The organism is Stenotrophomonas sp. LMG 10879 (genome assembly GCF_002750935.1).
Classification (GTDB): domain Bacteria; phylum Pseudomonadota; class Gammaproteobacteria; order Xanthomonadales; family Xanthomonadaceae; genus Stenotrophomonas; species Stenotrophomonas lactitubi_B.
On record NZ_PEJT01000003.1, the window covers coordinates 16,103 to 39,529 of the forward strand.

Here is a 23,427-nt window from a genome sequence, read left to right on the forward strand (position 1 = left end):
ACCGGGTGCGATGGCCACTGCAGGCGCCATCCGGTTTCCCTCCCGCCGGCAAGGCGATGACGAGGGGGAGTCGTCACCGTGGCGGGATGCGTACAGACTAGAAATCAGCCGAGTCCGATGGAATCAGGCGTTTCCTAAAGCCCTTCGAGTCCCGCGCGCGGCGGGGTTCGGTTCAGCGATGTGGAGGCCTCAGCCGAACATCGACGACTGCAGGCAGTACTCGATCAGTGCCTGGTCGCTGTCCACGCCCAGTTTGCGCATCGCGTTGATTTTCTGCGTGCTGACCGTCTTCGCACTGCGCTGCAGCTGGCGGGCGATGTCGCCCACGCTCATGCCGCCGGTGAACAGACGGATGACTTCGAGTTCACGCGGCGAGAGGCGCGCCAGCACCACCTCGGCATCGGCCGGTTCCGCGGCGGCGACCGGCAGCAGACCGGGAGGGCGGTAGACGCGGTCGGCCAGCACCGTGCGCAGCGCCTGCACCAGGCTGCCCAGGCCGTGGCTCTTGAGCACCACGCCGCTGGCACCGGCTGCATACATGGCCGCCACCAGCGAGGGGTTGGAGACCATCGTCAACACCAGCAGACGCACATCGGGGAAGCTGCGGCGCAGGAACGAGATCAGCTTGATGCCATCGCCGAAGCTGTCCCCCCCGGGCATGCTGTAGTCGGTGATCACCGCATGGGGCAGGGTGCTCGTCATCAGCTCGACCAAGGTCGCCGGATCGGCGGCCTCGCCGACCACGTCCAGGTCCAGTTCGCCGGCCAGGACATCGCGGATGCCGGCAAGCACGATCGGGTGGTCGTCAGCGATGAGGATGCGGGTGGTCATGGTGGTGTCGGCTTGCTGGGGGATGAGGGGGCGGCGACGTGCACCAGGGGTTGCAGCAGCCGCCGCAGGCGCCGTTGGAAATGCGCGAGCGCCGAGGCGAGGGCAGGCAACGCGTCGCCGTCGCCGATCTGCTGTTCGATCTGCTGGCCGTGCGCCACCAGTGCCGGTGCGCCAACGATCACCAGTGCGCCGCGGATGCGGTGCAGCACCTGTGCCACGCGTTCCGGCGCGGCATCGTCGATCGCCCGCTGCAGGCTGTCCAGGTCGGCCTGCATGGTCTGCACGAACAGCGCCTGCATGGTTTCCGGAACCTGCAGGGGAGCATCGGCTTGGGCGTCGATGGGGCCGCTGTGCGGCTGGGCCGCAACCTGGGTCAGCAGGCGCTGCAGTGCTGCCAGGGTGATCGGCTTGACCAGTACGCCCTGCATTCCCGCCTCGTGGCAGCGTTGCCGTTCGGCGGGGTCGGCGTTGGCGGTGGCGCCGTGGATCGGTACGTCAACCCCACGCGCGCGCAGTGCACGGGCCAGTCCGTAACCATCCAGTCCAGGCATGTTGAGGTCGGTCAACACCAGGGTGAAGGGACGCTGCGGCCAATAGTGCAGGGCTTCATTGCCGTCACTGGCGACCACGGCGTGGCAGCCGAGCTGCTCCAGCTGGCCACGCAGGATCGCCTGGTTGATCGGGTTGTCTTCGGCGACAAGAACCTGCAGCCCGAACCTGCGTGGCGCCGGCAGACGTCCGTTGACCTCGGCGGGCACTGCTCGCCCGGCCGCAGCCGCCAGCGCGAGCACGATCGCATCCAGACGATGCACGCCGACCTGCCAATGTCCCCGCACCTGCTGTGGCTGCATTCCGCCTTCGCGGCACGCCACCACCTGCGGTCCACTCCACGTGGGCGTGCCCTCGTCCAGCACCAGGTCGAGCATCACCGCGCCGGGATCGGCAAGCTCCGGCGCATCGTCGCGATGCACGCTGGCCTGTGCGCCGCGCTGCTGCAACCGCTCGCATATCGATTGTGCGAACTCGCGGACGCTGCCGCGCACGTGCACCGGCAACGCTGGCGGCAATCGCGGTGAAGCCGCCTGCAGCGGATCGGGTGTTGCCTCGGGCAGCGGCAGCTCGACCGAGAAACTGCTGCCCAGGCCGCTTTCGCTGACCACCCGCAGCTGGCCGTCCATCATCGTGGTCAGGTGCGCACAGATCGCCAGGCCCAATCCGGTGCCGCGCATCGCATCGGTGCCGGGGTTGGCCTGGAAGAAAGGTTCGAACAGATGTGCCTGGTGCTCGCTGGCAATGCCGATGCCGGTATCGGCCACCTGCCAGCGCAGCCAGCAGCGGTCATCAATACGCTGTGCACCCAGGCGCACCACGACCCGGCCGCTGTCGGTGAACTTCAGCGCATTGCTGATCAGATTGTTGAGGATCTGGCGTATGCGCGCGGCATCACCGTTGACCGCAGCCGGCACGTCCGGATCGATGCAGGCATAGAACTGCAGGCCCTTGTGGGCGGCGGCAGCGGCGTAGGAGTCCAGCGCGTCCTCGGTCAACCGCACTGGATCGAACGCGCCGGGCTCCAGGCTCAGCTGGTCGGCCTCGGCCTTGCTGACATCCAGGATGTCGCTGATCAGCTGCATCAATGTCGATGAGGAGCGCTGGATCGTGTCCAGGTAGTCCTGCTGGCGCGCATCCAGCGGGGTCAAGCCCAGCAGCTCCAGCGTGCCGAGCACGCCGTACAGCGGGGTGCGTATCTCATGGCTCATGGTGGCCAGGAACTGGCTCTTGGCGCGGTTGGCCTGGTCGGCTGCACGGCGTGCCTGCTGCAGCACCTGTTCGGCCTCGTGCTGGCTGCTGAGGTCGATGAACAGGCACAGCACAGCGGGTGCGCCGCGATAGCGCGCGGGCGTCGCGGTGATCAGCAGGTGGCGGTTGTCCGGCGTGGTGTAGGCCAGGCCATCGCCTGCCGTGGTGCCGCCAGCGGCCAACACGCTGCGTCGCCAGGGCCCGTGCCAGCCACCGTCGTCGTGGTCTTCCCCCAGCCACTGACGTGCCAGCGCGTTGTCCAGCAACACGCGGCCATCGGTACGGCGCAGCAGGCACAACCCGATCGGCGCGTTGTCGAGGATGGTGCGGCTGAAGGCCTCGCTTTCCAGCAACCGCGCATGGTTGCGGCGCAGTGGTTCGATCACCGAGCGCCGGTAGGCACGCAGGATCAGCACGCCACCGGTGGCCAGCAGCAACGCCACCACCATGCTGCCCAGCAGTGGCCCGCGCGGGTGCTGGAACACCTGTTGCCAGCCCACGTGATACACCGCCAGCCAGCCGTGTTCGCTGCGCATGCGGAACAGCAGGCCGTCCAGGCCCGCGCGCCATGAAGTGCCGGCGCGGCTGGCATCGTTGGCATCACCGAGCAGCAGGCGGCCGTTGCCATCGAACAGCGACATCCGTTCGAACACCGGTGTCCCCATCACCTGGCGGTAGTCATCAACGCGGCCGGGATCCAGCAGGCAGGCCACTGCGGCCAGCGACTCGTCCTCGCTCTCGCCCCACAGGCGGGCATCCTGCGGCGCGTGCGCGATGGCAAGCAGCCGGGTCTGTCCCTCGCGCCAGGCCACCGGCGTCCACACCACGTTGCCGCGACGCAGCGCCGGCCGTTCGCGCAGGACCTGGTGGATGGCGGTCAGCGCCGGTTGCAGGTGATGCGGACTGCTCTGGCCCGGGTCACCACGCACTGTCTGGATCGGTGCAAGCAGGCCACGGCGGCCCTGGCCATCGACCAGCAGGCACTGCGGCGGTGGAAACCGCGAGGCCGCCCAGAAAGCACCGTAGAAGCGCAGGAAGCGGTCGCCCAGTTCGGCCGTTGCCTGTGTCGAAGCGCCGCCGTCGGCACCGATCCGCGCGAAACTGGCGAACAGCGGGCTGGGCTGTGTACCTGAGGCGGCCTCGTCCACAGGCTGCCCGCGATTGCCCACGTCATGCAGGCGCCATTGCCGCAGGAAGCGTTCCTGTTCCTGCAGCGTGCCGTCCAGGCGACGGAAGTGATAGCGGATCTTGCCCTCTTCTTCGTTGAACAGCTGGCTGCCTGTGGACAGCAGCAGGCCGGCCTGCAGGGTGGCCAGCACCACCACGCCAATCAACAGGGCATGTACACGCAGGGAGCGGCGGGCGAGTCGGCGTACGGGAGCGGCCTCGGCCGGCATGGACAGGTCTCGGAGCAGTAGGCGGTCGATGGCGGCCCGAAGGGCCCAGGGCACGGCCGGTACCGCCGCGCAGAGAGGATCGTCAAAGACTCTTGATGGGATTGTGAAGCCTTTCAGCCACGCCTGTCAGCGCGACGCTGCACGGCTGCCGCGCGCGCCCTCATCAGGAGCATCTTCGTCCAGCAGACGGGTGAAGTCGTCGGAGGGCAGCGCCTGCGAAATCAGGAAACCCTGTACCTGGTTGCAGCCGAGCTGGCGCAGCGCGGCCAGATCGGCATCGCTCTCCACGCCTTCGGCAACGATGGTCAGGCCGAGCTGGTTGGCCAGCGCGATTACTGTGGTCAGGGTCAGGTGCAGGGCGGGATCGCGCGCGCAACCGCTGACCAGCGCACGATCGATCTTGACCTCGGTGAAGGGGGTGTTGACCAGGTTGTGCACCGAGCTCAGCCCTTGGCCGAAATCGTCCTGGGCCAGGCCGAAGCCCTTCATCCGCAACCGGCACGCGCCAGCATAGAAGTCGCTGACGTGGCGGGTGGTGCTGTTCTCCATCAGTTCAAAGCACAGATCCGCCGGAGTGCCGCCCGCGGCCAGGGTCAGCGCCAGCAGTTCATCCGGAAGATCGGACTGCTCCAGCAGGTGCGGTGGCAGGTTGATCGATACCGGCACGCGGAATCCCTGCGCGCGCCAGCGCGCCTGTGCCCGGATGCTGGCGGTGAGCATCGCCCGCAGCAGTTCGCCCTCCAGGCCATGACGGCACAGCGCCGGCAGGAAACTGCCGGGTGCCAGCGTCCCCAGCTGCGGGTGGCGCCAGCGCACCAGTGCCTCGGCGGCAACCACGTGCCCGGACTGCAACGACTTCTTCGGCTGGAACCAGGCGGTCAGGCTGCCGTCGGCCAGCGCCTGTCGCAGCTGCGCCGCATCCGGCTCGGGCGTCAGCGCCGCCGGGCTGGTGCGCACCGCTGGCCGCGCCTGCGCCAGTGCATCGAGCAGCGCATCGACATCGCTGGCGGCGACCGGCTTGGCCAACAGGCCGACCACGTCCAGGCCCAGTGATTCGGCCATCAACCGTGCCGAACTCATCATCCGCCGCGAGGCTGCGCTGACCACGGCAAGCCGCGGCGGGCGCGGCTGCGCGGCCAGTGCCTGGATGAACTGGATGCCATCCTGGCCCGGCATCAACAGATCGCTCACCACCAGGTCATAGGCCTGGCAGGCACACAGGGCGATCGCCGCCTCCACGTCTTCGCAGGCGTCGACCTGCACGCCGGCACGCGCGCTGAACAGATTGACGAGGTAACCACGTTGGAACGGCTGGTCTTCCAGGATCAGGACACGGCGGGTCATGCGGGATCTCCTTGGCGAACGGCGGAAAGCGCCTGACGCAGGCGTGCGATGTCGATGGGTTTGCTCAGATAGCCCTGCATGCCGCTGGCCAGGCAGCGCTCGCGCTCCTCGGCGGTGGCGTTGGCAGTGGCGCCGATCACGGGCAGCAGAGTGCCCTCCGCCCGCAGCCGGCGCGCCAGGGTGTGGCCGTCCATGCGCGGCATGTTGATGTCGGTGACCACCAGGTCGAAGTCATGGGTCTGGCACAGCTGCAACGCCTCGACGCCATCCTGGGCAAGCTCCACCTCGCAGCCCAGGGCCTGCAGCTGTTCGGCCAGGATCACCCGGTTGATGGGATTGTCTTCCACGGCCAGCACCCGCAGTCCCAGCGGGCCCGGTTGCACATCGCGCGCTGCGGTCGGCAGCGTTGCGCACTGCCGCTGCTGGCGTGCAACCGCCAGGGCGATCGAAGACATGCCGTGCAGGGTGACCAGCAGCGCGCCATCGGCAGCGGGTGCGGGTTGGTCGCCACCATCGATCGAGGCCAGCACCCGCGGTCCCTGCCAGGCCAGCGGCTGTTCCGCCTCGCCATCCATCAGGATCGCACCGGCGTGGTCGAGCAGGGCAGGATCGCCCTGCAGCGGCTGCGCATTGGCACCCCAGCGGCGCAGCCAGCCACAGGCACTGTCGACCAGCTCGCGATCGCGGCCGCGCACGTAGACCGGCGGTTCGGCCAGCAACGCCGGGCCGTCCTCGGTCGCGGCCAGCACCGGCAAGGGCAGGCGCACGGTGAAACTGCTGCCCAGTCCCGGTTCGCTGACCACGCGCAGTTCGCCACTCATCAACCGCACCAGGCGGTCGCTGATCGACAGGCCCAGCCCAGTACCCTGAGCGCTGGCGGCGCCACGGACCTGGCGGAAGGGCTCGAACAGGCGCGCCTGTTCCTCGGTGGCGATGCCCACGCCGGTATCGGTGACCTGCCAGGCCAGCACGCTCGACTCGCCTTCGCGCTGCACCAGGCGCACGCGCAGCACTACCCGGCCATGCTCGGTGAACTTGATGGCGTTGCTGAGCAGGTTGCCCAGCACCTGGCGGATCCGGTCGGCATCGCCGAGCACCCGTGTCGGCAACCGTGGATCGGTGCAGACCAGTACCTGCAGGCCCTTGCGCGTGGCCGCAGCAGCGAAGCTGCGCAGCACGCTTTCGGTCAGCTCGCGCGGCGAGAACGATGCCGGTTCCAGGCTCAGCTGGCCCGACTCGATCTTGGACACATCCAGCACGTCGCTGATCAGCTGCAGCAGCACCGACGAGGAACTTTCGATGGTGCGCAGGTACTGCGACTGGCGCGCATCCAGCGGCGTGCGGCCGAGCAGCTCCAGCGTGCCAAGCACCCCGTACAGCGGCGTGCGGATTTCATGGCTCATGGTCGCCAGGAACGCACTCTTGGCCTGGTTGGCGGCGTCGGCCGCCTGCCGCGCCGAGGACAGTGCCGCCTGCGCCTGCCGATGGCGTGAGATGTCATGGAACACGCACAGCAGCACGTCATCATCCTGGTAACGGCAGGCCGCATGCAGCACCTGCAGCTGGCGACCGTCGCGTGCGGTGAACTCCAGCCCGCGGCCGCGTTCGCCGGCATGCCCGCGCCACGGTGCCTGCCAATCGCTGTCGGTGCCGTCCTCGCCCAGCCAGTCGCGCAGCAGCTGGTTGGACAGCAGCAACTGGCGGTCGCTGCGACGCAGGACGCAGATGCCGACCGGCGCCAGGTCGATCACCGTGGAACTGAAGTCCAGGCTTTCCAGCAAGCGCCGATGCTGCAGCAGGGCTGGCTGGATCAACTGGCGGTCGACGCGGTGCCGCAGCAGGCGCAGGGCAATGCCAGCCAGCAGCAGCAAGGCACTGCCGATCAGCAGCGAAGTCGCCATGTCGCCGAGCAGCAGGCGCGGAGGCAGGTGATAGACCAGCCGCCAGCCGTCATTGCCCACGCCCTTCACCAGGGCCACGCCGCGCGGCAGACCCGTGCTCCAGAGCACGCCGAAACTGTCGTCCTGGCGCTGCTGCAGTGCTTTCCAGCCTGCGCTGTCCAGCCGCGGTGCCAGGCTCGACAGCGCGGGCTGCCCGTCGCGGTCCAGCAGGGCGTAGCCGCCGATGCCCTGGCCATCGATCATGTCCGCGGCGGCCGCACTGTCCAGCAGCAGCATCAGCCACTGGCTCGGCTGCGGTCCGGCCTGCACCGGCTGTGCCAGGGCGACCCCGGCATCGCCCGCGCGCAGCCAGTACACCGGATCGGTACCGGCAAGCGTGCCGCTGCGCTGCCGCAGCACCTGCAACGTGGGCAGGCCGGCGATGTCAACGTCGGCCTGGCCGCCAGCCAGCCAATGCGTTCCCTGCGCATCGACCAGCAGCAGATGGGTCTGCAGGGTCTGCAGCGTGTGCTCCGCGCGCGGCGACAGCAGCAGGCGCTGGCCCGGCTTGCCACCCGGTCCGTCCAATGGCAGCTGGCGTACGCCCTCGCTGGACGGCACCGACGGATCACCCACCACTACCGAATCGCCCAGGTAGCGCAGCAGGGCTTCGCGCTGGTCGAAATAGATCTGCGCCTTGTACGCGGCAGCATTCATGTCGCGGCGGTGGCTGGAGATGTCTTCGGTCAACGCGGTCAGCAGGTAGAAGCCGGTGGCGGCCGCCAGGCACAGGAACACGCACACCGTCAGCCAGCGCAGCAGCACCGAAGCGGTGGTCGGCGGTGCGACCAGGGGCAGGGAAGGGCGAGGGAATCGGAACATGCACCGATCCTAGGGAGGACGGTCACCCGCCCGGAATCAGCCATGTCCTAAAAAGCGGCCTGCATCCCGTGCAGGAGACCACCGGCGGGGAACCGTTCAGGCTGGCGCTGGGCCGGCGCTCAAAAAAAGACCCCCGCCGAAGCGGGGGTCCGAGGCGTGCAGCCAGCAGGGGCGCCTTTACAGCGCGCTGCCGCCGAACCTGTGCGTGTACTGCAGGTTGATGGTGCGGCCGACGCTGTCGAACCAGGACACGTCGTAGTACGGGTACGCGGTGTAGGTCCTGTCCTTCGGCGGCATCTTGTTGAACACATTGACCACCGACAGCGACAACCGCGAGTGATCGTCGAAGCGGTACTGCAGCGAAGCGTTGTAGCGGTAGGTCGCCTTGATCCACGGGCTGTCGCCGCTTTCCTCATCGAACACCTGGTCGTAGCTGTCCGAGGTCGGCAGCTTGCCCAGGCGCGAGCCGTACACGGTGGCAGACCAGGCATCCTTCTCCCAGGTCACGCTGACACTGGTCTTGGTGCGGGGAATATCGAAACCGCTGTTGATCGCGAACTGGTCCTGGGTCACATCACCGGCATAACGCTGGAAGTCATGCTTCTTCACCCAGGTGTGGGTGCCATTGAAGATGAAGTCGCCGATGCCGGTCTGCAGGCGGTAACGCAGGCCGACGTCGATGCCGGAGGTGGACTCGCGCGCAACGTTGATCGGGTTCACATGCACGCCGTACAGACGGCCATCGGCAGTGCGGGTGATGCGGGCCAGGGCGTCCACGCAGGTCGGCGAGGCGGGGTCGGCGCTGCCCAGCCGGCAGTTCGCCTCGTTGGCCAGGATCGTGCGTACGTCCATGTCCTGCACCTGGTCGCGCATGTCGATGTTGAACCAGTCGGCCGACAGGTCCAGGCCGATAGCCGGCGACCACACGAAGCCAGCGCTCCAGGAGGTGCTGGTTTCCGGCTCCAGCTCGCGGTTGCCACTGCGGCTGCGGATCACGTTGCGCTCGTAATCAGCGCAGTCATCGGCGGCATCGGCGCGGCAGTTGTACAGATCTTCCGCGCTGGTCTCGTCGTTGCCCGGGCCGGCGAAGACATAATGCAGGTCCGGCGCGCGGAACGCGGTGCCGTACGAACCGCGCACCAGCAGCGTGTCGATCGGACGCCATTCCAGGCCACCGCTCCAGGTGGCCTTGCCGATGGTGTGGCCCGAATAGCGGTACTGGTCGTAACGGCCGGCAACGCTCAGGTTGACCGTTTCATGCAGCGGCATGCGCAGCTCGGCAGCAGTCGCCCAGCGGTTGCGCGAGCCCTTGCCGTCCGAATCCTTCCAGCTGTAGTAGTAATAGCCGGTCGCCAGCGGGTCCGGGTTGAGTGCATAGGCCTGCTGGCCCACCTCCACCGTCGCGGCAAAGCCGGCATCGCCACCGGGCAGGGTGAACAGCGAACCATTGGTCAGCGTCAACGCCGCTGTCTCGGTGCGCGACTTCGGCGTATAGGTGGTGCGTGCGGCGATCGAATCGTACTCGGCACGGGTCAGCGGCCGGTACAGGCGCGACGGATCGGCGTTGTAGATCGGGAAGCCGTCATCGTCCTCGCCCAGCTGCGGGCCCAGGAACAGGTCGTTGGCCTTGGACGCGATGATCTGCGCCCAGCTGATCCGCGACTGGTACTGCGAATGGCTCAATGCCGCTTCGTAGTCCCAGCTGCCGGTCAGGTTGCCCTTGAAGCCGGTGGTCACGCTGAAGGTCTTCTGCGTGCTGCGTACCATCGCATTGTCCAGCCCGCCCATTTCCTCGGGCGAGAACTGGCGCTGCCAGAACTCGATCTCGCCGGTCGCTTCATTGTTGAAGTAGCCCGACTCGTCGCCGTCGGCGGCCATGCGGCCCCACTTGGTGACATCGCGCATCAGCGACATCGTGTGGTAGCCCAGCTGCACGTCGGCGAACCACTGCTGGCCGTTGTCGAAGTCGTAGCTGAGCGAGGCATAGCCGTTGGCGCCGCGGCGCTTGCTGAGGATCGTGCCGTAACCGATCGCGCTGTCGCTGCCGCAGTAGTAGCCGTAGCGGGGGCGGAAGGCGCGGTAGGTGCTGCCCTGGTTCTGCCCGGCCAGCGCCTCGCAGGTCGCCGCGCCCGGGTCCAGGTAGTCATCGTTGTAATCGGTGCGCAGATAGGAGCGACGGGCGATGCGCGCGCCTTCGGTCGGGCCGTCCTGGGTCGAGTCCTGGATGTCGCGGTCGTAGGCCCACAGCGGCGTCTGCGACTGCAGTTCGACGCTGTATACCGCGTTGAAGTTGCCACTGCTGAAGCCGCTGGCCAGGCTCATGTCGAACGACTCACCACCGCCTTCGGTGGTGGTGCCCATGCGCATGTCGATGGTGGTGCCATCGGCCTTCTTCTTCAGGATGAAATTGACCACGCCGGCGATCGCATCCGAGCCGTAGATCGCCGACGCGCTGCCGGTCAGCACTTCAATGCGGTCGATCATGCCCAGCGGAATGTTGGACACATCGGTGAAGTTGCTGCGGCCCTTGAACGGCATCGGGAAGTCGGCGATGCGGCGGCCGTTGACCAGCACCAGGGTGTGGTTCGGCCCCAGCCCACGCAGGTCGACCTGCTGCGCGCCCGGCGAGAAGTCGGCGCCGCCGGAGGACTGCTGGCTCTGCGTCTCACCGCCGTTCTGGGTCATCGCGCGCAGCACGTCCGGTACGGTGGTGAAGCCGCTGGAGCGGATCTGCTCTGCGTTGATGACAGTGATCGGCGCCGGTCCTTCCACCTGGGCGCGCGGGATGCGCGAGCCGGTCACCTGCACCGCATCCAGCTGTTGTACCGAAGAGGAAGCGGGAGTCTGTGCTGCCGCCGAAGCAGCAACGCCCATCAACGCCAGCTGGATCGACCACGCCATCGCCTGTCTACGCATGAGAAATTCTCGGAAGTAATGCCGGCCCACAGAGGAGGGGCCCTGTCCCCCATTCACATTTCAGGAATGGGCGCGCGCATTTAACGCCTTTTTTATGTCCTTGACTACTGGGGATATGTCTGGCAAAGAGTGAAAACGGTTGCAGGTCGTTTTTGTTCAGGGAGATCAAGATGCGACGCCTTCGCTACGGGCTGCGTGGCCCGCTCATCGCCTTGCTGCTGTCGGTGCTCTGCTGGTCCTCGCCAGCAGCTGCACAGGAGCTGATGGAGCCGGGCTTCGCCTACTACGAAGTGGGTGATCTGGATGCGCCGCGGCCCGGTCCGCGCGCCCCCGCGATGATGCTGATGGGCGGCGGCGAATGGGTCCCCGAGGCCTTCCAGTGGTGGCTGCGCCAGGCCGGCAATGGTCGCGTGCTGATCCTGCGCGCCTCCGGCACCGATGAGCTGCAGGACCGCCTGTACCGCGAGATCGGCGGCACCACCGCCGTGCAGACCCTGGTGTTCGACAGCCGCCGCGGCGCCGACGACCCGGCCGTGCTGCGGGTCGTGGCTGCGGCCGATGCGATCTTCATCGCCGGCGGCGATCAGTCCCGCTACATCCGCTTCTGGAAGGGCACTGCGCTCAACCGCGCACTGAATGCCCACGTACGCGCCGGCAAGCCGATTGCCGGTACCAGCGCCGGCCTGGCCATCCTCGGCGGCTACGCCTATGGCGCGCTGGATGGCGGCAGCATCGATTCGGCCAGCGCCATGGCCGACCCGATGGGCGAGGCCGTCACTCTGGATCGCGGCTTCCTGCAGCTGCCCTATCTGCAGCGGGTGGTCACCGACACCCACTTCGACAAGCGCGACCGTCTCGGCCGCCTGATCGTGTTCGTGGCCCGCGCCGCGCATGACAGTGGTGACCCGGACATGGTCGGCATCGGCGTCGACGAAGATACGGCCCTGTGCGTGGAGCCTGACGGCCAGGCCCAGGTCTACAGCGCCGACGGCGAAGGCAAGGTCTGGGTGGTCAGCCCCGGACGCGATGCCGACCGGCTGGTGGAAGGTGAACCCCTGCGCTTCCACGCGGTGCCGGTCACCGTGGTTGCCAGCGGCAGTCGCATGCGCCTGGACGACCTGCAGGCCGACGCGGCCTACCAGGCCTTGGCTGACATCAGCGACGGCGAGATTGAAGTCGTCCGCCAATGATCCGGTAGCGCCGGGCCATGCCCGGCGGATGCCGCCGCGCGGTGCCTTCCACCGCGCATGGCCCGGCGCTACCGTGCAATCCAATCCCTTTCCTGCTGGAGATCTGCTTCCATGAAACTGCGCCTGGCGCTGTCCGCGCTGTTGTCCCTGCCACTGCTGGCCCAGGCCGCACCCTCCGCATCACCGCTGCTGGTCATCCACGGCGGTGCCGGCGTGGAGCGCAAGGATCTCTCCGCGGCGGAAGAACAGGCCGCGCGCGCTGCGCTGAAGGCGGCATTGCTGAAGGGCCATGCCGAACTGGCAGCCGGGCGTCCGGCATTGGCGGCGGTCACCGCGGCCATCACCGTGCTCGAGGATGATCCGACCTTCAACGCGGGCAAGGGCGCGGTGTTCACCCACGAAGGCCGCAATGAACTGGACGCGGCGGTGATGGACGGGGCCACCCAGGCAGCCGGCGCAGTGGCCGGCGTGCAGCGCGTGCGCAACCCGATCCTGCTCGCGCAGACGGTGATGCAGAAGTCCAGGCACGTGATGATGGTGGGGCAGGGCGCCGAAGCCTTCGCCACCGAGCAGGGCGTGACCCTGGTCGACCCCTCCTACTTCCGCACCGACAAGCGCTGGCAGCAGCTGCAGCGTGCATTGAAGGAAGAAGCGAGCGGGCAGGCGCATGCCGACCTGGAAACCGCAAAGCACTTCGGCACGGTCGGTGCGGTCGCCCTGGATGCGCAGGGCCATCTTGCTGCGGGCACTTCCACCGGCGGCATGACCAACAAGCGCTATGGCCGTGTCGGCGACTCGCCGATCATCGGTGCCGGCACCTGGGCCGATGCGCGTTGTGCGGTATCGGGTACCGGTTGGGGCGAGTACTACATCCGCACCGCCGCCGCCCATGAGATCTGCGCGCGCATGCGTTACCTCGGTCAATCGCCGGAACAGGCGGGCAAGGGCGTGATCAACGACGCGATTCCGCAGATGGGCGGCGACGGCGGCGCAATCGTGCTCTCCGCAGACGGAAAAGCCGCAGCGCCGTTCAACACCCAGGGCATGTATCGGGGCTGGATCGGGGCCGATGGCGTTGCCCACGTGGCCATCTTTGCCGACGAGACAATCGCACTGCCCTGAGCAGACCCTTGCGTATCAAGGGGTTTGCGACGCGTGTGAAAAAAAGTGAAAAAAAGCGTTGACAGACCCCCGCTTCATCTCCAGAATTGCGGGCTCACCACCACACACCGCAACGCTTCGGCGGCACGGGACGGGGTGGTAAAAGGAGGGATACCCAAGCGGCCAACGGGGGCAGACTGTAAATCTGCTGGCTTACGCCTTCGGTGGTTCGAATCCACCTCCCTCCACCAGCTTCACGTTGTGGCACATTCCCGGTGCGGGAGTAGTTCAATGGTAGAACCTCAGCCTTCCAAGCTGATGGTGCGGGTTCGATCCCCGTCTCCCGCTCCATTGAGTGAACTTTGAATATTATCGAGTTCATGCCATAATGCAAAACTCGCTCACATAGCTCAGTCGGTAGAGCACTTCCTTGGTAAGGAAGAGGTCGAAGGTTCGATTCCTTTTGTGAGCACCATCTTCAGCACCACACCAGACGAATTCGAGATAAGCAGCCATGGCCAAGGGTAAGTTCGAGCGCACCAAGCCGCACGTCAACGTCGGCACCATCGGTCACGTCGACCACGGCAAGACCACGCTGACCGCCGCACTGACCAAGATCGGTGCCGAGCGCTTTGGTGGCGAGTTCAAGGATTACTCCGCGATCGACGCCGCGCCGGAAGAAAAGGCACGTGGCATCACGATCTCGACCGCGCACGTCGAATACGAATCCACCGTTCGTCACTACGCCCACGTCGATTGCCCGGGCCATGCTGACTACGTCAAGAACATGATCACCGGTGCTGCCCAGATGGACGGCGCGATCCTGGTGTGCTCGGCCGCTGACGGGCCGATGCCGCAGACCCGCGAGCACATCCTGCTGTCGCGTCAGGTCGGCGTGCCGTACATCGTCGTGTTCCTGAACAAGGCCGACATGGTTGACGATGCCGAGCTGCTGGAACTGGTCGAAATGGAAGTCCGCGAGCTGCTGAGCAAGTACGACTTCCCGGGCGACGACACCCCGATCATCTCGGGTTCGGCCCGTCTGGCGCTGGAAGGCGACCAGAGCGACATCGGCGTGCCGGCCGTCATCAAGCTGGTCGAGGCGCTGGACACCTGGATCCCGACCCCGGAGCGTGACGTCGACAAGGCATTCCTGATGCCGGTCGAAGACGTGTTCTCGATCTCGGGCCGCGGCACCGTGGTCACCGGTCGTATCGAGCGCGGCGTGATCAAGGTCGGCGAAGAAATCGAAATCGTCGGCATCCGTCCGGTGCAGAAGACCACCGTGACCGGCGTGGAAATGTTCCGCAAGCTGCTGGACCAGGGTCAGGCAGGCGACAATGCCGGTCTGCTGCTGCGCGGCACCAAGCGTGACGACGTCGAGCGTGGCCAGGTTCTGGCAAAGCCGGGTTCGATCAAGCCGCACACCAAGTTCGACGCCGAAGTCTACGTGCTGTCGAAGGACGAAGGCGGCCGTCACACCCCGTTCTTCAAGGGCTACCGTCCGCAGTTCTACTTCCGTACCACCGACATCACCGGTGCGGTCGAGCTGCCGGAAGGCGTCGAGATGGTGATGCCGGGCGACAACATCAAGATGGTTGTCACCCTGATCAACCCGGTCGCCATGGACGCCGGCCTGCGCTTCGCAATCCGCGAAGGTGGCCGTACCGTCGGTGCTGGCGTGGTTGCCACCATCCTCGAGTAAGCCTGCATGCCGGCGGTCGCATAGCGCTGCCGGTCTGGCGAGTGGCGGGCCGGGAACCTCGGTCCGCCTTCGCCGTCTAAGGGAAGGCAAGTTTTCTACGTACGCCAGTAGCTCAATTGGCAGAGCAGCGGTCTCCAAAACCGCAGGTTGGGGGTTCGAGTCCCTCCTGGCGTGCCATCTGCCCACCTTACCGAGCGGCCCTGCCGCTAAAGCAGACACAGCCTGATGAATAGCAAGATCGAACATTCCAAGGACACCTCCGCGCAAGGCGGGGATATCGTCAAGTACGTCCTCGCATCGTTGCTGGTGCTGGCAGGTCTGTTCGTCTGGTTCTGGTTCTCCGCCGATTCCGGTCGCGCTGCCCAGCTGGGCTCGTGGGCGGGTCAGCTGCGTGCGTTGGCGGTCGTGGTCGGCCTGGTTGGCGGTATCGGCGTGTTCATGCTGACCGGCAAGGGGCGCGACACCCGCGAATTCCTCTCCGAGTCGCGTTTCGAACTGCGTAAAGTGGTTTGGCCGACCCGCCAGGAAGCCATTCGCATGACCTGGGTGGTGATTGTCGTCGTCCTGATCCTCAGCTTGCTGCTGGGCGGGTTCGACTTCTTCATCCAGAAACTGACTCAGTGGTTCCTGAGCCGCTAAGGAGAAATGCATGAAGCGTTGGTACGTCGTTCACGCCTATTCGGGCTTCGAGAAGTCGGTGGCGCAGGCTCTGCGCGATCGCATCGTCCGTGACGGCATGGAAGAGCGCTTCGGCGACGTCCTGGTTCCGACCGAGGAAGTGATCGAAATGCGCGCCGGCCAGAAGCGCCGTTCCGAGCGCAAGTTCTTCCCGGGTTACGTGCTGGTCCAGATCGAGACCCACGAAGAAGCAGGCATTCCGCGCATCGACAACGAAAGCTGGCATCTGGTCAAGGAAACCCCGCGCGTCATGGGCTTCATCGGTGGAACCGCTGATCGTCCGTTGCCGATCGCTGATTCCGAGGCCGAGGCGATCCTGAACCGTGTCCAGGAAGGCGTCGAGAAGCCGCGTCCGAAGGTGCTGTTCGAGCCGGGCCAGATGGTCCGCGTCACCGAAGGTCCGTTCAACGACTTCAATGGTGTCGTCGAAGAGGTCAACTACGAGAAGAGCCGTCTGCGCGTCTCCGTGTTGATCTTCGGTCGCGCTACCCCGGTCGAGCTCGAGTTCGGCCAGGTCGAAAAGGCCGTCTGATCTGAATTCACCTGCCGCTTCAGGCATGTGAAGAAAAAACCTGATATGCTGCGCGGCTCCCGTTGGGAAGCTGGCGGGACGAGGCCACCGAAAGGTGGCCTTCGGCATGATTTCAAAACGCGATGCCGGGACGCGTGATTCCCGGTCCGATGGGGAGCCTGTTGTCGCAAGGCGCTAGCACCCGGAGAGTACTCACATGGCAAAGAAAGTTGTCGGTTATATCAAGCTGCAGGTGAAGGCCGGTCAGGCCAACCCCTCGCCGCCGGTCGGTCCTGCGCTGGGTCAGCGCGGCCTGAACATCATGGAATTCTGCAAGGCCTTCAATGCCGCCACGCAGAAGCTCGAGCCGGGTCTGCCGGTTCCGGTGATCATCACGGCCTATTCGGACCGTACGTTCACCTTCATCACCAAGAGCACCCCGGCCACCACCCTGCTGAAGAAGGCCGCTGGCATCTCGTCGGGCTCCAAGCGCCCGAACACCGAGAAGGTCGGCAAGGTCACCCGTAAGCAGCTGGAAGAGATCGCCAAGGCGAAGGAACCGGATCTGACTGCCGCCGACCTGGACGCCGCCGTGCGTACCATCGCTGGCTCTGCCCGTTCCATGGGCCTCGTGGTGGAGGGTTAATCAGATGGCACAGAACAAGCGCGAAAAGGCCATCAAGGCCGCCGTTGTCCCGGGTAAGGCGTATGCCTTCGAGGACGCAATCAACATCCTGAAGACCGCCACCAAGGCCAAGTTCGTCGAGTCGATCGACGTTGCTGTGCGCCTGGGCGTCGACGCGAAGAAGTCCGACCAGCAGGTCCGTGGCTCCACCGTGCTGCCGGCAGGTACCGGCAAGTCGGTCCGCGTCGCTGTCTTCGCTCCGGCCGGTGCCAAGGCTGATGAAGCCCTGGCCGCTGGTGCCGAAGCCGTCGGTATGGACGACCTGGCCGAGAAGATGCAGGCCGGCGATCTGAACTACGACGTCGTGATCGCGACCCCGGACGCAATGCGCGTCGTCGGCAAGCTGGGTACCGTGCTGGGCCCGCGCGGCCTGATGCCGAACCCGAAGGTCGGCACCGTCTCCCCGAACCCGGGTGAGGCTGTGAAGAATGCCAAGTCGGGTCAGGTGCGTTACCGCACCGACAAGGCCGGCATCATCCACTGCACCATCGGCAAGGCCGACTTCGCCGAAGACGCGCTGAAGTCGAACCTGACCGCGCTGCTGCTGGACCTGATCAAGGCCAAGCCGGCCACCTCGAAGGGCCTGTACCTGCAGAAGGTGTCGGTCAGCTCGACGATGGGCCCGGGCGTCACCGTCGACCAGTCGTCGCTGAGCCTGAAGTAATCGTTTCAAGCGATCGCGGGTCCCTCGGGTCCCGCGGCCGTGACATTTGAAGGCATCGCCGGCAACCCATCGCCGGTGGTAGCCGTCAAAGACCGCAGGTGCGGTCGTGGTATGCCGGCGACGGGCAAGGAAGCTCGATTTGGCAGGGAGTCGCCGCCGGAGCAGCCACGAACGCTTAATCGATTCCTCGGAATCACCCTGCGTAGATGGTGCCCTTCTGGAGTTTTTCTGGTTCACGCACGTCTGGGGTTACCCAGGTTGGCCCACTCCAGGTCTAGAACGGCCCACCCCCCGGAACATCATTCCGATGTTCCCGGCGTCCAGGACGGATGCCGCACAGGACCGCACACGGCAGGAGCCGTAAGCGGAGTTCAATCGGAGGAGTGCAATGGCTCTCAATCTGTCCCAGAAGCAAGAAGTAGTCGCGGAGCTGGCAGACATCGCCGCCAAGGCCCACTCCTTGATCGCAGCCGAATACGCTGGCACCACGGTCGCCCAGATGACCGCGATGCGCAAGCAGGCTCGTGAAACCGGCGTTTTCTTGAAAGTTGTCAAGAACACCCTGGCGTCGCGTGCTGTTGAAGGCACCGAGTTCGCAGTCGCACAGGACCAGATGGTTGGTCCGCTGCTGTACGCGTTCTCGCTCGAGGAGCCCGGTGCTGCCGGTCGCCTGATCAAGGAAGCCGCCAAGGGCAACGACAAGCTGAAGGCCAAGGTCGTCGCAATCGGTGGTGAAGTGTTCCCGGCAAGCCACGTCGACGTGTTGGCCTCGCTGCCGACCCGCGACCAGGCCCTGGCAATGCTGGCACGCGTCCTGACCGAGCCGGTCACGATGTTCGCCCGCGCCATCAAGGCAATCGGCGACAAGCAGAATGGTGGCGACGTCGCCGCCGACGCTGCTGAACCGGCCGCCGAGACCGCCTGAGTTTCGACTAATCGTGGTTCCTGACGGAACCTCAATCCAGAAAAACATCCAAAGGTAATTATCATGTCCCTTACCAACGAACAGATCGTCGACGCCATCGCCGAGAAGTCCCTGATGGAAGTGATGGAGCTGGTCAAGGCCATCGAAGAGAAGTTCGGCGTCTCCGCTGCTGCTCCGGTCGCCGCTGCTGTGGCTGGCCCGGCTGCCGTCGTTGAAGAGCAGACCGAATTCGTCGTCACCCTGAAGACCGCTGGCGACAAGAAGGTCGAAGTCATCAAGGCCGTCCGCGCCATCACCGGCCTGGGCCTGAAGGAAGCGAAGGACCTGGCCGAAGCCGGCGGCGTCCTGAAGGACAACGCTTCGAAGGACGAAGCCGAGAAGATGAAGAAGGACCTGGAAGCTGCTGGCGCGACTGTCGAAGTCAAGTAAGCACTTCCTTTGCGTCGCCATCGAAATCCGGCGATGCAGCCAAGGCTGGGGGCGTAAGCCCCCGGCCTTTGGTCGTTGTTGCGGTGTTGTAGATCCGCGCCATGCGTGGATGTGAAAAGCGGCAAAAAGCCCAACACGGGCTGCGGTCAAACCCTGGTCGGCCAGCGCAACGCGCGACGGCAGGGGAGTGGATGCAGACGAGTTGGCAGTTGGAAGTAGCGGGAGAAGGCGTGCTGGTGCCGGCAATACCAGCGACTTCCAACTGACAATTTCAAGTTCCCTTCGGGTCGTGGGCGCACGACTCGCACAACAAGGTGGAAGACCTCATGACGTCCTATTCGTTCACCGAAAAAAAGCGTATCCGCAAGGATTTCGGCAAGCAGCGTTCGATTCTCGAAGTGCCGTTCCTGCTCGCCATCCAGGTGGATTCCTACCGTGAATTCCTGCAGGAAAACGTCGATCCGGCCAAGCGCACGGACCACGGCCTGCACGCTGCACTGAAGTCGGTCTTCCCGATCGCCAGCTACAGCGGCAATGCTGCCCTGGAATACGTCGGCTACAAGCTGGGCGATCCGGTCTTCGACGAGCGTGAGTGCCGTCAGCGTGGCATGAGCTACGGTGCGCCGCTGCGCGTGACCGTGCGCCTGGTGATCTACGACCGCGAGTCGTCGACCAAGGCCATCAAGTACGTGAAGGAGCAGGAGGTCTACCTCGGCGAAATCCCGTTGATGACCGACAACGGCACCTTCATCGTCAACGGCACCGAGCACGTCATCGTCTCGCAGCTGCACCGCTCGCCGGGCGTGTTCTTCGACCACGACCGTGGCAAGACCCACAGCTCGGGCAAGCTGCTGTACAGCGCCCGCATCATTCCTTACCGCGGCTCCTGGCTGGACTTCGAGTTCGACCCGAAGGACGCGCTGTTCACCCGTATCGACCGTCGCCGCAAGCTGCCGGTGTCGATCCTGCTGCGTGCGCTTGGCTACAGCAACGAAGAGATGCTGGCCGAGTTCTTCGAGATCAACACCTTCCACATCAACCCGGATGAAGGCGTCCAGCTGGAGCTGGTGCCGGAGCGCCTGCGCGGCGAAACCCTGGGCTTCGACCTCGCCGATGGCGACAAGGTCATCGTGGAAGCCGGCAAGCGCATCACCGCGCGTCACATCAAGCAGCTGGAAGCCTCGGGCATCGCCGCCCTGGCCGTGCCGGACGACTACATCGTCGGCCGCATCCTGTCGCACGACGTGGTCGATGCCTCGACCGGTGAACTGCTGGCCCAGGCCAACGACGAAATCACCGACGAGCAGCTGCAGAACTTCCGCAAGGCCGGCGTCGATGCCGTGGGCACCCTGTGGGTGAACGACCTGGATCGTGGCCCGTACCTGTCCAACACCCTGCGCATCGATCCGACCAAGACCCAGCTGGAAGCCCTGGTCGAGATCTACCGCATGATGCGTCCGGGCGAGCCGCCGACCAAGGATGCCGCGCAGAACCTGTTCCACAACCTGTTCTTCACCTTCGAGCGCTACGACCTGTCCGCCGTCGGCCGCATGAAGTTCAACCGTCGCGTGGGCCGCAAGGAAACCACCGGCGAAGCCGTGCTGTACGACCGCAAGTACTACGGCGAGCGCAACGACGAAGAGTCCAAGCGCCTGGTTGCCGCCCACGGCGACAGCTCGGACATCCTGGACGTGATCAAGGTCCTGACCGAGATCCGCAATGGTCGTGGCGTGGTCGATGACATCGATCACCTGGGCAACCGTCGCGTGCGTTCGGTCGGTGAAATGGCCGAGAACGTGTTCCGCGTGGGCCTGGTCCGCGTCGAGCGCGCGGTCAAGGAACGCCTGTCGATGGCAGAGTCGGAAGGCCTGACCCCGCAGGAGCTGATCAACGCCAAGCCGGTGGCTGCGGCGATCAAGGAATTCTTCGGCTCCTCGCAGCTGTCGCAGTTCATGGATCAGAACAACCCGCTGTCGGAAGTCACGCACAAGCGTCGCGTCTCGGCCCTGGGCCCGGGCGGCCTGACCCGTGAGCGCGCCGGCTTCGAAGTGCGCGACGTGCACCCGACCCATTACGGCCGCGTCTGCACCATCGAAACCCCGGAAGGCCCGAACATCGGCCTGATCAACTCGCTGGCCGTGTACGCCCGCACCAACCAGTACGGTTTCCTCGAGACCCCGTACCGCAAGGTCGTGGACGGCAAGGTCTTCGACGAAGTCGAGTTCCTGTCGGCCATCGAAGAAAACGAGTACGTCATCGCCCAGGCCAACGCCCTGACCGACGCCAACAGCGTGCTGACCGAGCAGTTCGTTCCCTGCCGTTACCAGGGCGAATCGCTGCTGAAGCCGCCGGCGGAAGTCCACTTCATGGACGTCTCGCCGATGCAGACCGTGTCGATCGCGGCCGCGCTGGTTCCGTTCCTGGAGCACGATGACGCCAACCGCGCACTGATGGGCGCCAACATGCAGCGTCAGGCCGTGCCGACCCTGCGTGCGCAGAAGCCGCTGGTCGGTACCGGCATCGAGCGCGCCGTGGCGCGTGACTCGGGTGTGACCGTGAACGCCCGTCGTGGTGGTGAGATCGTGCAGATCGACGCCGCCCGCATCGTGGTCAAGGTCAACGAAGCCGAGATCACCGATGCGTCCGATGCCGGCGTCGACATCTACAACCTGATCAAGTACACCCGCTCCAACCAGAACACCTGCATCAACCAGCGTCCGCTGGTGGAAGTGGGCAACGTGGTGGCGCGTGGCGACGTGCTGGCCGATGGTCCGTCCACCGACATCGGTGAACTGGCCCTGGGCCAGAACATGCTGATCGCCTTCATGCCGTGGAACGGCTACAACTTCGAAGACTCCATCCTGCTCTCCGAGCGCGTGGTGGAAGAGGATCGCTACACCACGATCCACATCGAAGAGCTGACCTGCGTTGCGCGTGATACCAAGCTGGGGCCGGAGGAAATCTCCGCCGACATCCCGAACGTTTCCGAGCAGGCGCTGAACCGCCTGGACGAGAGCGGCGTGGTGTACATCGGTGCCGAAGTCCGCGCCGGCGACATCATGGTCGGCAAGGTCACCCCGAAGGGCGAAAGCCAGCTGACCCCGGAAGAGAAGCTGCTGCGCGCGATCTTCGGTGAGAAGGCTTCGGACGTGAAGGACAGCTCGCTGCGCGTGCCGCCGGGCATGGACGGCACCGTCATCGACGTGCAGGTCTTCACCCGCGATGGCATCGAGAAGGACAAGCGCGCCCGTCAGATCGAAGAATCTGAAATCAAGCGCGTCAAGAAGGACTTCGACGACCAGTTCCGCATCCTGGAAGCGGCCATCTACGCCCGTCTGCGTTCGCAGATCGTCGGCAAGGTGGTCAACGGCGGCGCCGGCCTGAAGAAGGGCGACGTCATCTCCGACGCCTACCTGGATGGCCTGAAGAAGGCCGACTGGTTCGTGCTGCGCATGAAGGACGAGGACGCTGCCGAAGCCATCGAACGCGCCCAGAAGCAGATCCAGGCGCACGAGAAGGAATTCGAGCGTCGCTTCGCCGACAAGCGCGGCAAGATCACCGCGGGCGACGACCTCGCCCCGGGCGTGCTGAAGATGGTCAAGGTGTTCCTGGCCGTGAAGCGCCGCATCCAGCCAGGCGACAAGATGGCAGGCCGCCACGGCAACAAGGGTGTGGTGTCCAACGTGGTGCCGGTCGAGGACATGCCGTACATGGCCTCGGGCGAAACCGTGGACATCGTGCTGAACCCGCTGGGCGTGCCGTCGCGTATGAACATCGGGCAGATCCTGGAAGTGCACCTGGGCTGGGCCGCCAAGGGGCTGGGTCGCAAGATCCAGGCGATGCTGGAAGCCCAGGCGGCGGTCGCCGACCTGCGCAAGTTCCTGGACGACATCTACAACCACGATGACACCAACGTGGCCAACCGTGTCGACCTGTCGCAGTTCAGCGACGAGGAACTGCTGCGTCTGGCCCGCAACCTGTTCGACGGCGTGCCGATGGCAACGCCGGTGTTCGACGGCGCCACCGAAGCGGAAATCAAGCGCATGCTGGAACTGGCCGATTTGCCGAGCAGTGGCCAGACCCAGCTGTATGACGGCCGCACCGGTGAAGCCTTCGATCGCCACACCACCGTGGGCTACATGCACTACCTGAAGCTGAACCACCTGGTCGACGACAAGATGCACGCCCGTTCGACCGGTCCGTACTCGCTCGTCACCCAGCAGCCGCTGGGCGGCAAGGCGCAGTTCGGCGGCCAGCGCTTCGGTGAAATGGAAGTCTGGGCGCTGGAAGCCTACGGCGCGGCCTACACCCTGCAGGAAATGCTGACGGTGAAGTCCGATGACGTGCAGGGCCGCAACCAGATGTACAAGAACATCGTCGACGGTGAGCACGAGATGGTCGCGGGCATGCCGGAATCCTTCAACGTCCTGGTGAAGGAAATCCGCTCGCTGGCCATCAACATGGAACTGGAAGACAACTGATACATGCC

General features: G+C 65.5%; 15 protein-coding genes and 4 tRNA genes. 14 read left to right on the top strand and 5 right to left on the bottom strand.

Annotated elements, in window-relative coordinates:
* Positions 1-189 precede the first annotated feature (189 nt).
* The 5 genes from CR919_RS05025 to CR919_RS05045 all read right to left on the bottom strand — a co-directional run bounded on the left by CR919_RS05025 (position 190) and on the right by CR919_RS05045 (position 11,050).
* Positions 190-831 carry a response regulator transcription factor gene (locus CR919_RS05025; RefSeq protein ID WP_099819128.1) on the bottom strand — a complete coding sequence of 214 codons (642 nt, stop codon included), beginning with the start codon at positions 829-831 and terminating at the stop codon, positions 190-192.
* Positions 828-4,028 carry a hybrid sensor histidine kinase/response regulator gene (locus tag CR919_RS05030; protein WP_099819129.1) on the bottom strand — a complete coding sequence of 1,067 codons (3,201 nt, stop codon included), beginning with the start codon at positions 4,026-4,028 and terminating at the stop codon, positions 828-830. The genes CR919_RS05025 and CR919_RS05030 overlap by 4 nt, the downstream gene beginning before the upstream one ends.
* A 126-nt stretch (positions 4,029-4,154) precedes the next feature.
* Positions 4,155-5,372 (bottom strand): EAL domain-containing response regulator, encoded by a 1,218-nt coding sequence (locus CR919_RS05035; protein WP_099819130.1) that lies wholly within the window; start codon positions 5,370-5,372, stop codon positions 4,155-4,157.
* Positions 5,369-8,134, bottom strand: a complete 2,766-nt coding sequence (locus tag CR919_RS05040) for a response regulator (RefSeq protein ID WP_099819131.1) — start codon at positions 8,132-8,134, stop codon at positions 5,369-5,371. Before CR919_RS05040 ends, CR919_RS05035 begins: the two co-directional genes overlap by 4 nt.
* A gap of 177 nt (positions 8,135-8,311) precedes the next feature.
* Entirely contained in the window at positions 8,312-11,050 is a 2,739-nt protein-coding gene (locus CR919_RS05045) for a TonB-dependent receptor (RefSeq protein WP_099819132.1), read from the bottom strand.
* Between the two features lie 170 nt (positions 11,051-11,220).
* On the opposite strand from CR919_RS05045, the gene CR919_RS05050 reads away from it, so the two are divergent.
* The 14 genes from CR919_RS05050 to rpoB all read left to right on the top strand — a co-directional run bounded on the left by CR919_RS05050 (position 11,221) and on the right by rpoB (position 23,419).
* Positions 11,221-12,240: a cyanophycinase gene (locus CR919_RS05050; protein WP_099819383.1), complete on the top strand. Its 1,020-nt coding sequence runs from the start codon at positions 11,221-11,223 to the stop codon at positions 12,238-12,240.
* Positions 12,241-12,351: 111 nt separating this feature from the next.
* Entirely contained in the window at positions 12,352-13,362 is a 1,011-nt protein-coding gene (locus CR919_RS05055) for an isoaspartyl peptidase/L-asparaginase (protein ID WP_099819133.1), read from the top strand.
* 144 nt (positions 13,363-13,506) lie between these two features.
* Positions 13,507-13,592: transfer RNA gene (locus CR919_RS05060), tRNA-Tyr, on the top strand.
* Between the two features lie 26 nt (positions 13,593-13,618).
* Positions 13,619-13,692: transfer RNA gene (locus CR919_RS05065), tRNA-Gly, on the top strand.
* Between the two features lie 48 nt (positions 13,693-13,740).
* Positions 13,741-13,816: transfer RNA gene (locus CR919_RS05070), tRNA-Thr, on the top strand.
* A gap of 39 nt (positions 13,817-13,855) precedes the next feature.
* Complete coding sequence (gene tuf / locus CR919_RS05075; RefSeq protein ID WP_089238985.1) at positions 13,856-15,046, top strand: elongation factor Tu; 1,191 nt, start codon at positions 13,856-13,858, stop codon at positions 15,044-15,046.
* A 101-nt stretch (positions 15,047-15,147) separates the two neighbouring features.
* Positions 15,148-15,223: transfer RNA gene (locus CR919_RS05080), tRNA-Trp, on the top strand.
* Positions 15,224-15,271: 48 nt separating this feature from the next.
* Positions 15,272-15,685: a preprotein translocase subunit SecE gene (secE, locus tag CR919_RS05085; protein WP_099819134.1), complete on the top strand. Its 414-nt coding sequence runs from the start codon at positions 15,272-15,274 to the stop codon at positions 15,683-15,685.
* Positions 15,686-15,695: 10 nt separating this feature from the next.
* Positions 15,696-16,256, top strand: a complete 561-nt coding sequence (gene nusG / locus CR919_RS05090; RefSeq protein WP_025879350.1) for a transcription termination/antitermination protein NusG — start codon at positions 15,696-15,698, stop codon at positions 16,254-16,256.
* A 196-nt stretch (positions 16,257-16,452) separates the two neighbouring features.
* Positions 16,453-16,881, top strand: coding sequence for a 50S ribosomal protein L11 (rplK, locus tag CR919_RS05095; RefSeq protein ID WP_004145248.1), 429 nt, complete (start codon positions 16,453-16,455; stop codon positions 16,879-16,881).
* Positions 16,882-16,885: 4 nt separating this feature from the next.
* A complete protein-coding gene (rplA, locus tag CR919_RS05100; RefSeq protein ID WP_089238989.1) occupies positions 16,886-17,584 on the top strand; it encodes a 50S ribosomal protein L1 in 699 nt (232 codons plus the stop codon).
* 388 nt (positions 17,585-17,972) lie between these two features.
* Positions 17,973-18,509, top strand: a complete 537-nt coding sequence (gene rplJ / locus CR919_RS05110) for a 50S ribosomal protein L10 (RefSeq protein WP_004145252.1) — start codon at positions 17,973-17,975, stop codon at positions 18,507-18,509.
* A gap of 63 nt (positions 18,510-18,572) precedes the next feature.
* Entirely contained in the window at positions 18,573-18,938 is a 366-nt protein-coding gene (rplL, locus tag CR919_RS05115; protein ID WP_025879347.1) for a 50S ribosomal protein L7/L12, read from the top strand.
* A gap of 326 nt (positions 18,939-19,264) precedes the next feature.
* The gene (gene rpoB / locus CR919_RS05120; protein WP_099819135.1) at positions 19,265-23,419 is read left to right on the top strand and encodes a DNA-directed RNA polymerase subunit beta; all 4,155 of its coding nucleotides are present in this window, start codon (positions 19,265-19,267) and stop codon (positions 23,417-23,419) included.
* Positions 23,420-23,427 lie beyond the last annotated feature (8 nt).

Excerpts from the sequence above, each read along its gene's own strand:
- rplJ (WP_004145252.1), top strand. The coding sequence starts at position 17,973 with ATGGCTCTCAATCTGTCCCAGAAGCAAGAAGTAGTCGCGGAGCTGGCA.
- CR919_RS05025 (WP_099819128.1), bottom strand. The coding sequence starts at position 831 with ATGACCACCCGCATCCTCATCGCTGACGACCACCCGATCGTGCTTGCC.
- secE (WP_099819134.1), top strand. The coding sequence starts at position 15,272 with ATGAATAGCAAGATCGAACATTCCAAGGACACCTCCGCGCAAGGCGGG.
- rplL (WP_025879347.1), top strand. The coding sequence starts at position 18,573 with ATGTCCCTTACCAACGAACAGATCGTCGACGCCATCGCCGAGAAGTCC.
- CR919_RS05045 (WP_099819132.1), bottom strand. The coding sequence starts at position 11,050 with ATGCGTAGACAGGCGATGGCGTGGTCGATCCAGCTGGCGTTGATGGGC.
- nusG (WP_025879350.1), top strand. The coding sequence starts at position 15,696 with ATGAAGCGTTGGTACGTCGTTCACGCCTATTCGGGCTTCGAGAAGTCG.
- CR919_RS05030 (WP_099819129.1), bottom strand. The coding sequence starts at position 4,028 with ATGCCGGCCGAGGCCGCTCCCGTACGCCGACTCGCCCGCCGCTCCCTG.
- CR919_RS05035 (WP_099819130.1), bottom strand. The coding sequence starts at position 5,372 with ATGACCCGCCGTGTCCTGATCCTGGAAGACCAGCCGTTCCAACGTGGT.
- tuf (WP_089238985.1), top strand. The coding sequence starts at position 13,856 with ATGGCCAAGGGTAAGTTCGAGCGCACCAAGCCGCACGTCAACGTCGGC.
- CR919_RS05050 (WP_099819383.1), top strand. The coding sequence starts at position 11,221 with ATGCGACGCCTTCGCTACGGGCTGCGTGGCCCGCTCATCGCCTTGCTG.
- rpoB (WP_099819135.1), top strand. The coding sequence starts at position 19,265 with ATGACGTCCTATTCGTTCACCGAAAAAAAGCGTATCCGCAAGGATTTC.
- CR919_RS05040 (WP_099819131.1), bottom strand. The coding sequence starts at position 8,134 with ATGTTCCGATTCCCTCGCCCTTCCCTGCCCCTGGTCGCACCGCCGACC.
- CR919_RS05055 (WP_099819133.1), top strand. The coding sequence starts at position 12,352 with ATGAAACTGCGCCTGGCGCTGTCCGCGCTGTTGTCCCTGCCACTGCTG.
- rplK (WP_004145248.1), top strand. The coding sequence starts at position 16,453 with ATGGCAAAGAAAGTTGTCGGTTATATCAAGCTGCAGGTGAAGGCCGGT.
- rplA (WP_089238989.1), top strand. The coding sequence starts at position 16,886 with ATGGCACAGAACAAGCGCGAAAAGGCCATCAAGGCCGCCGTTGTCCCG.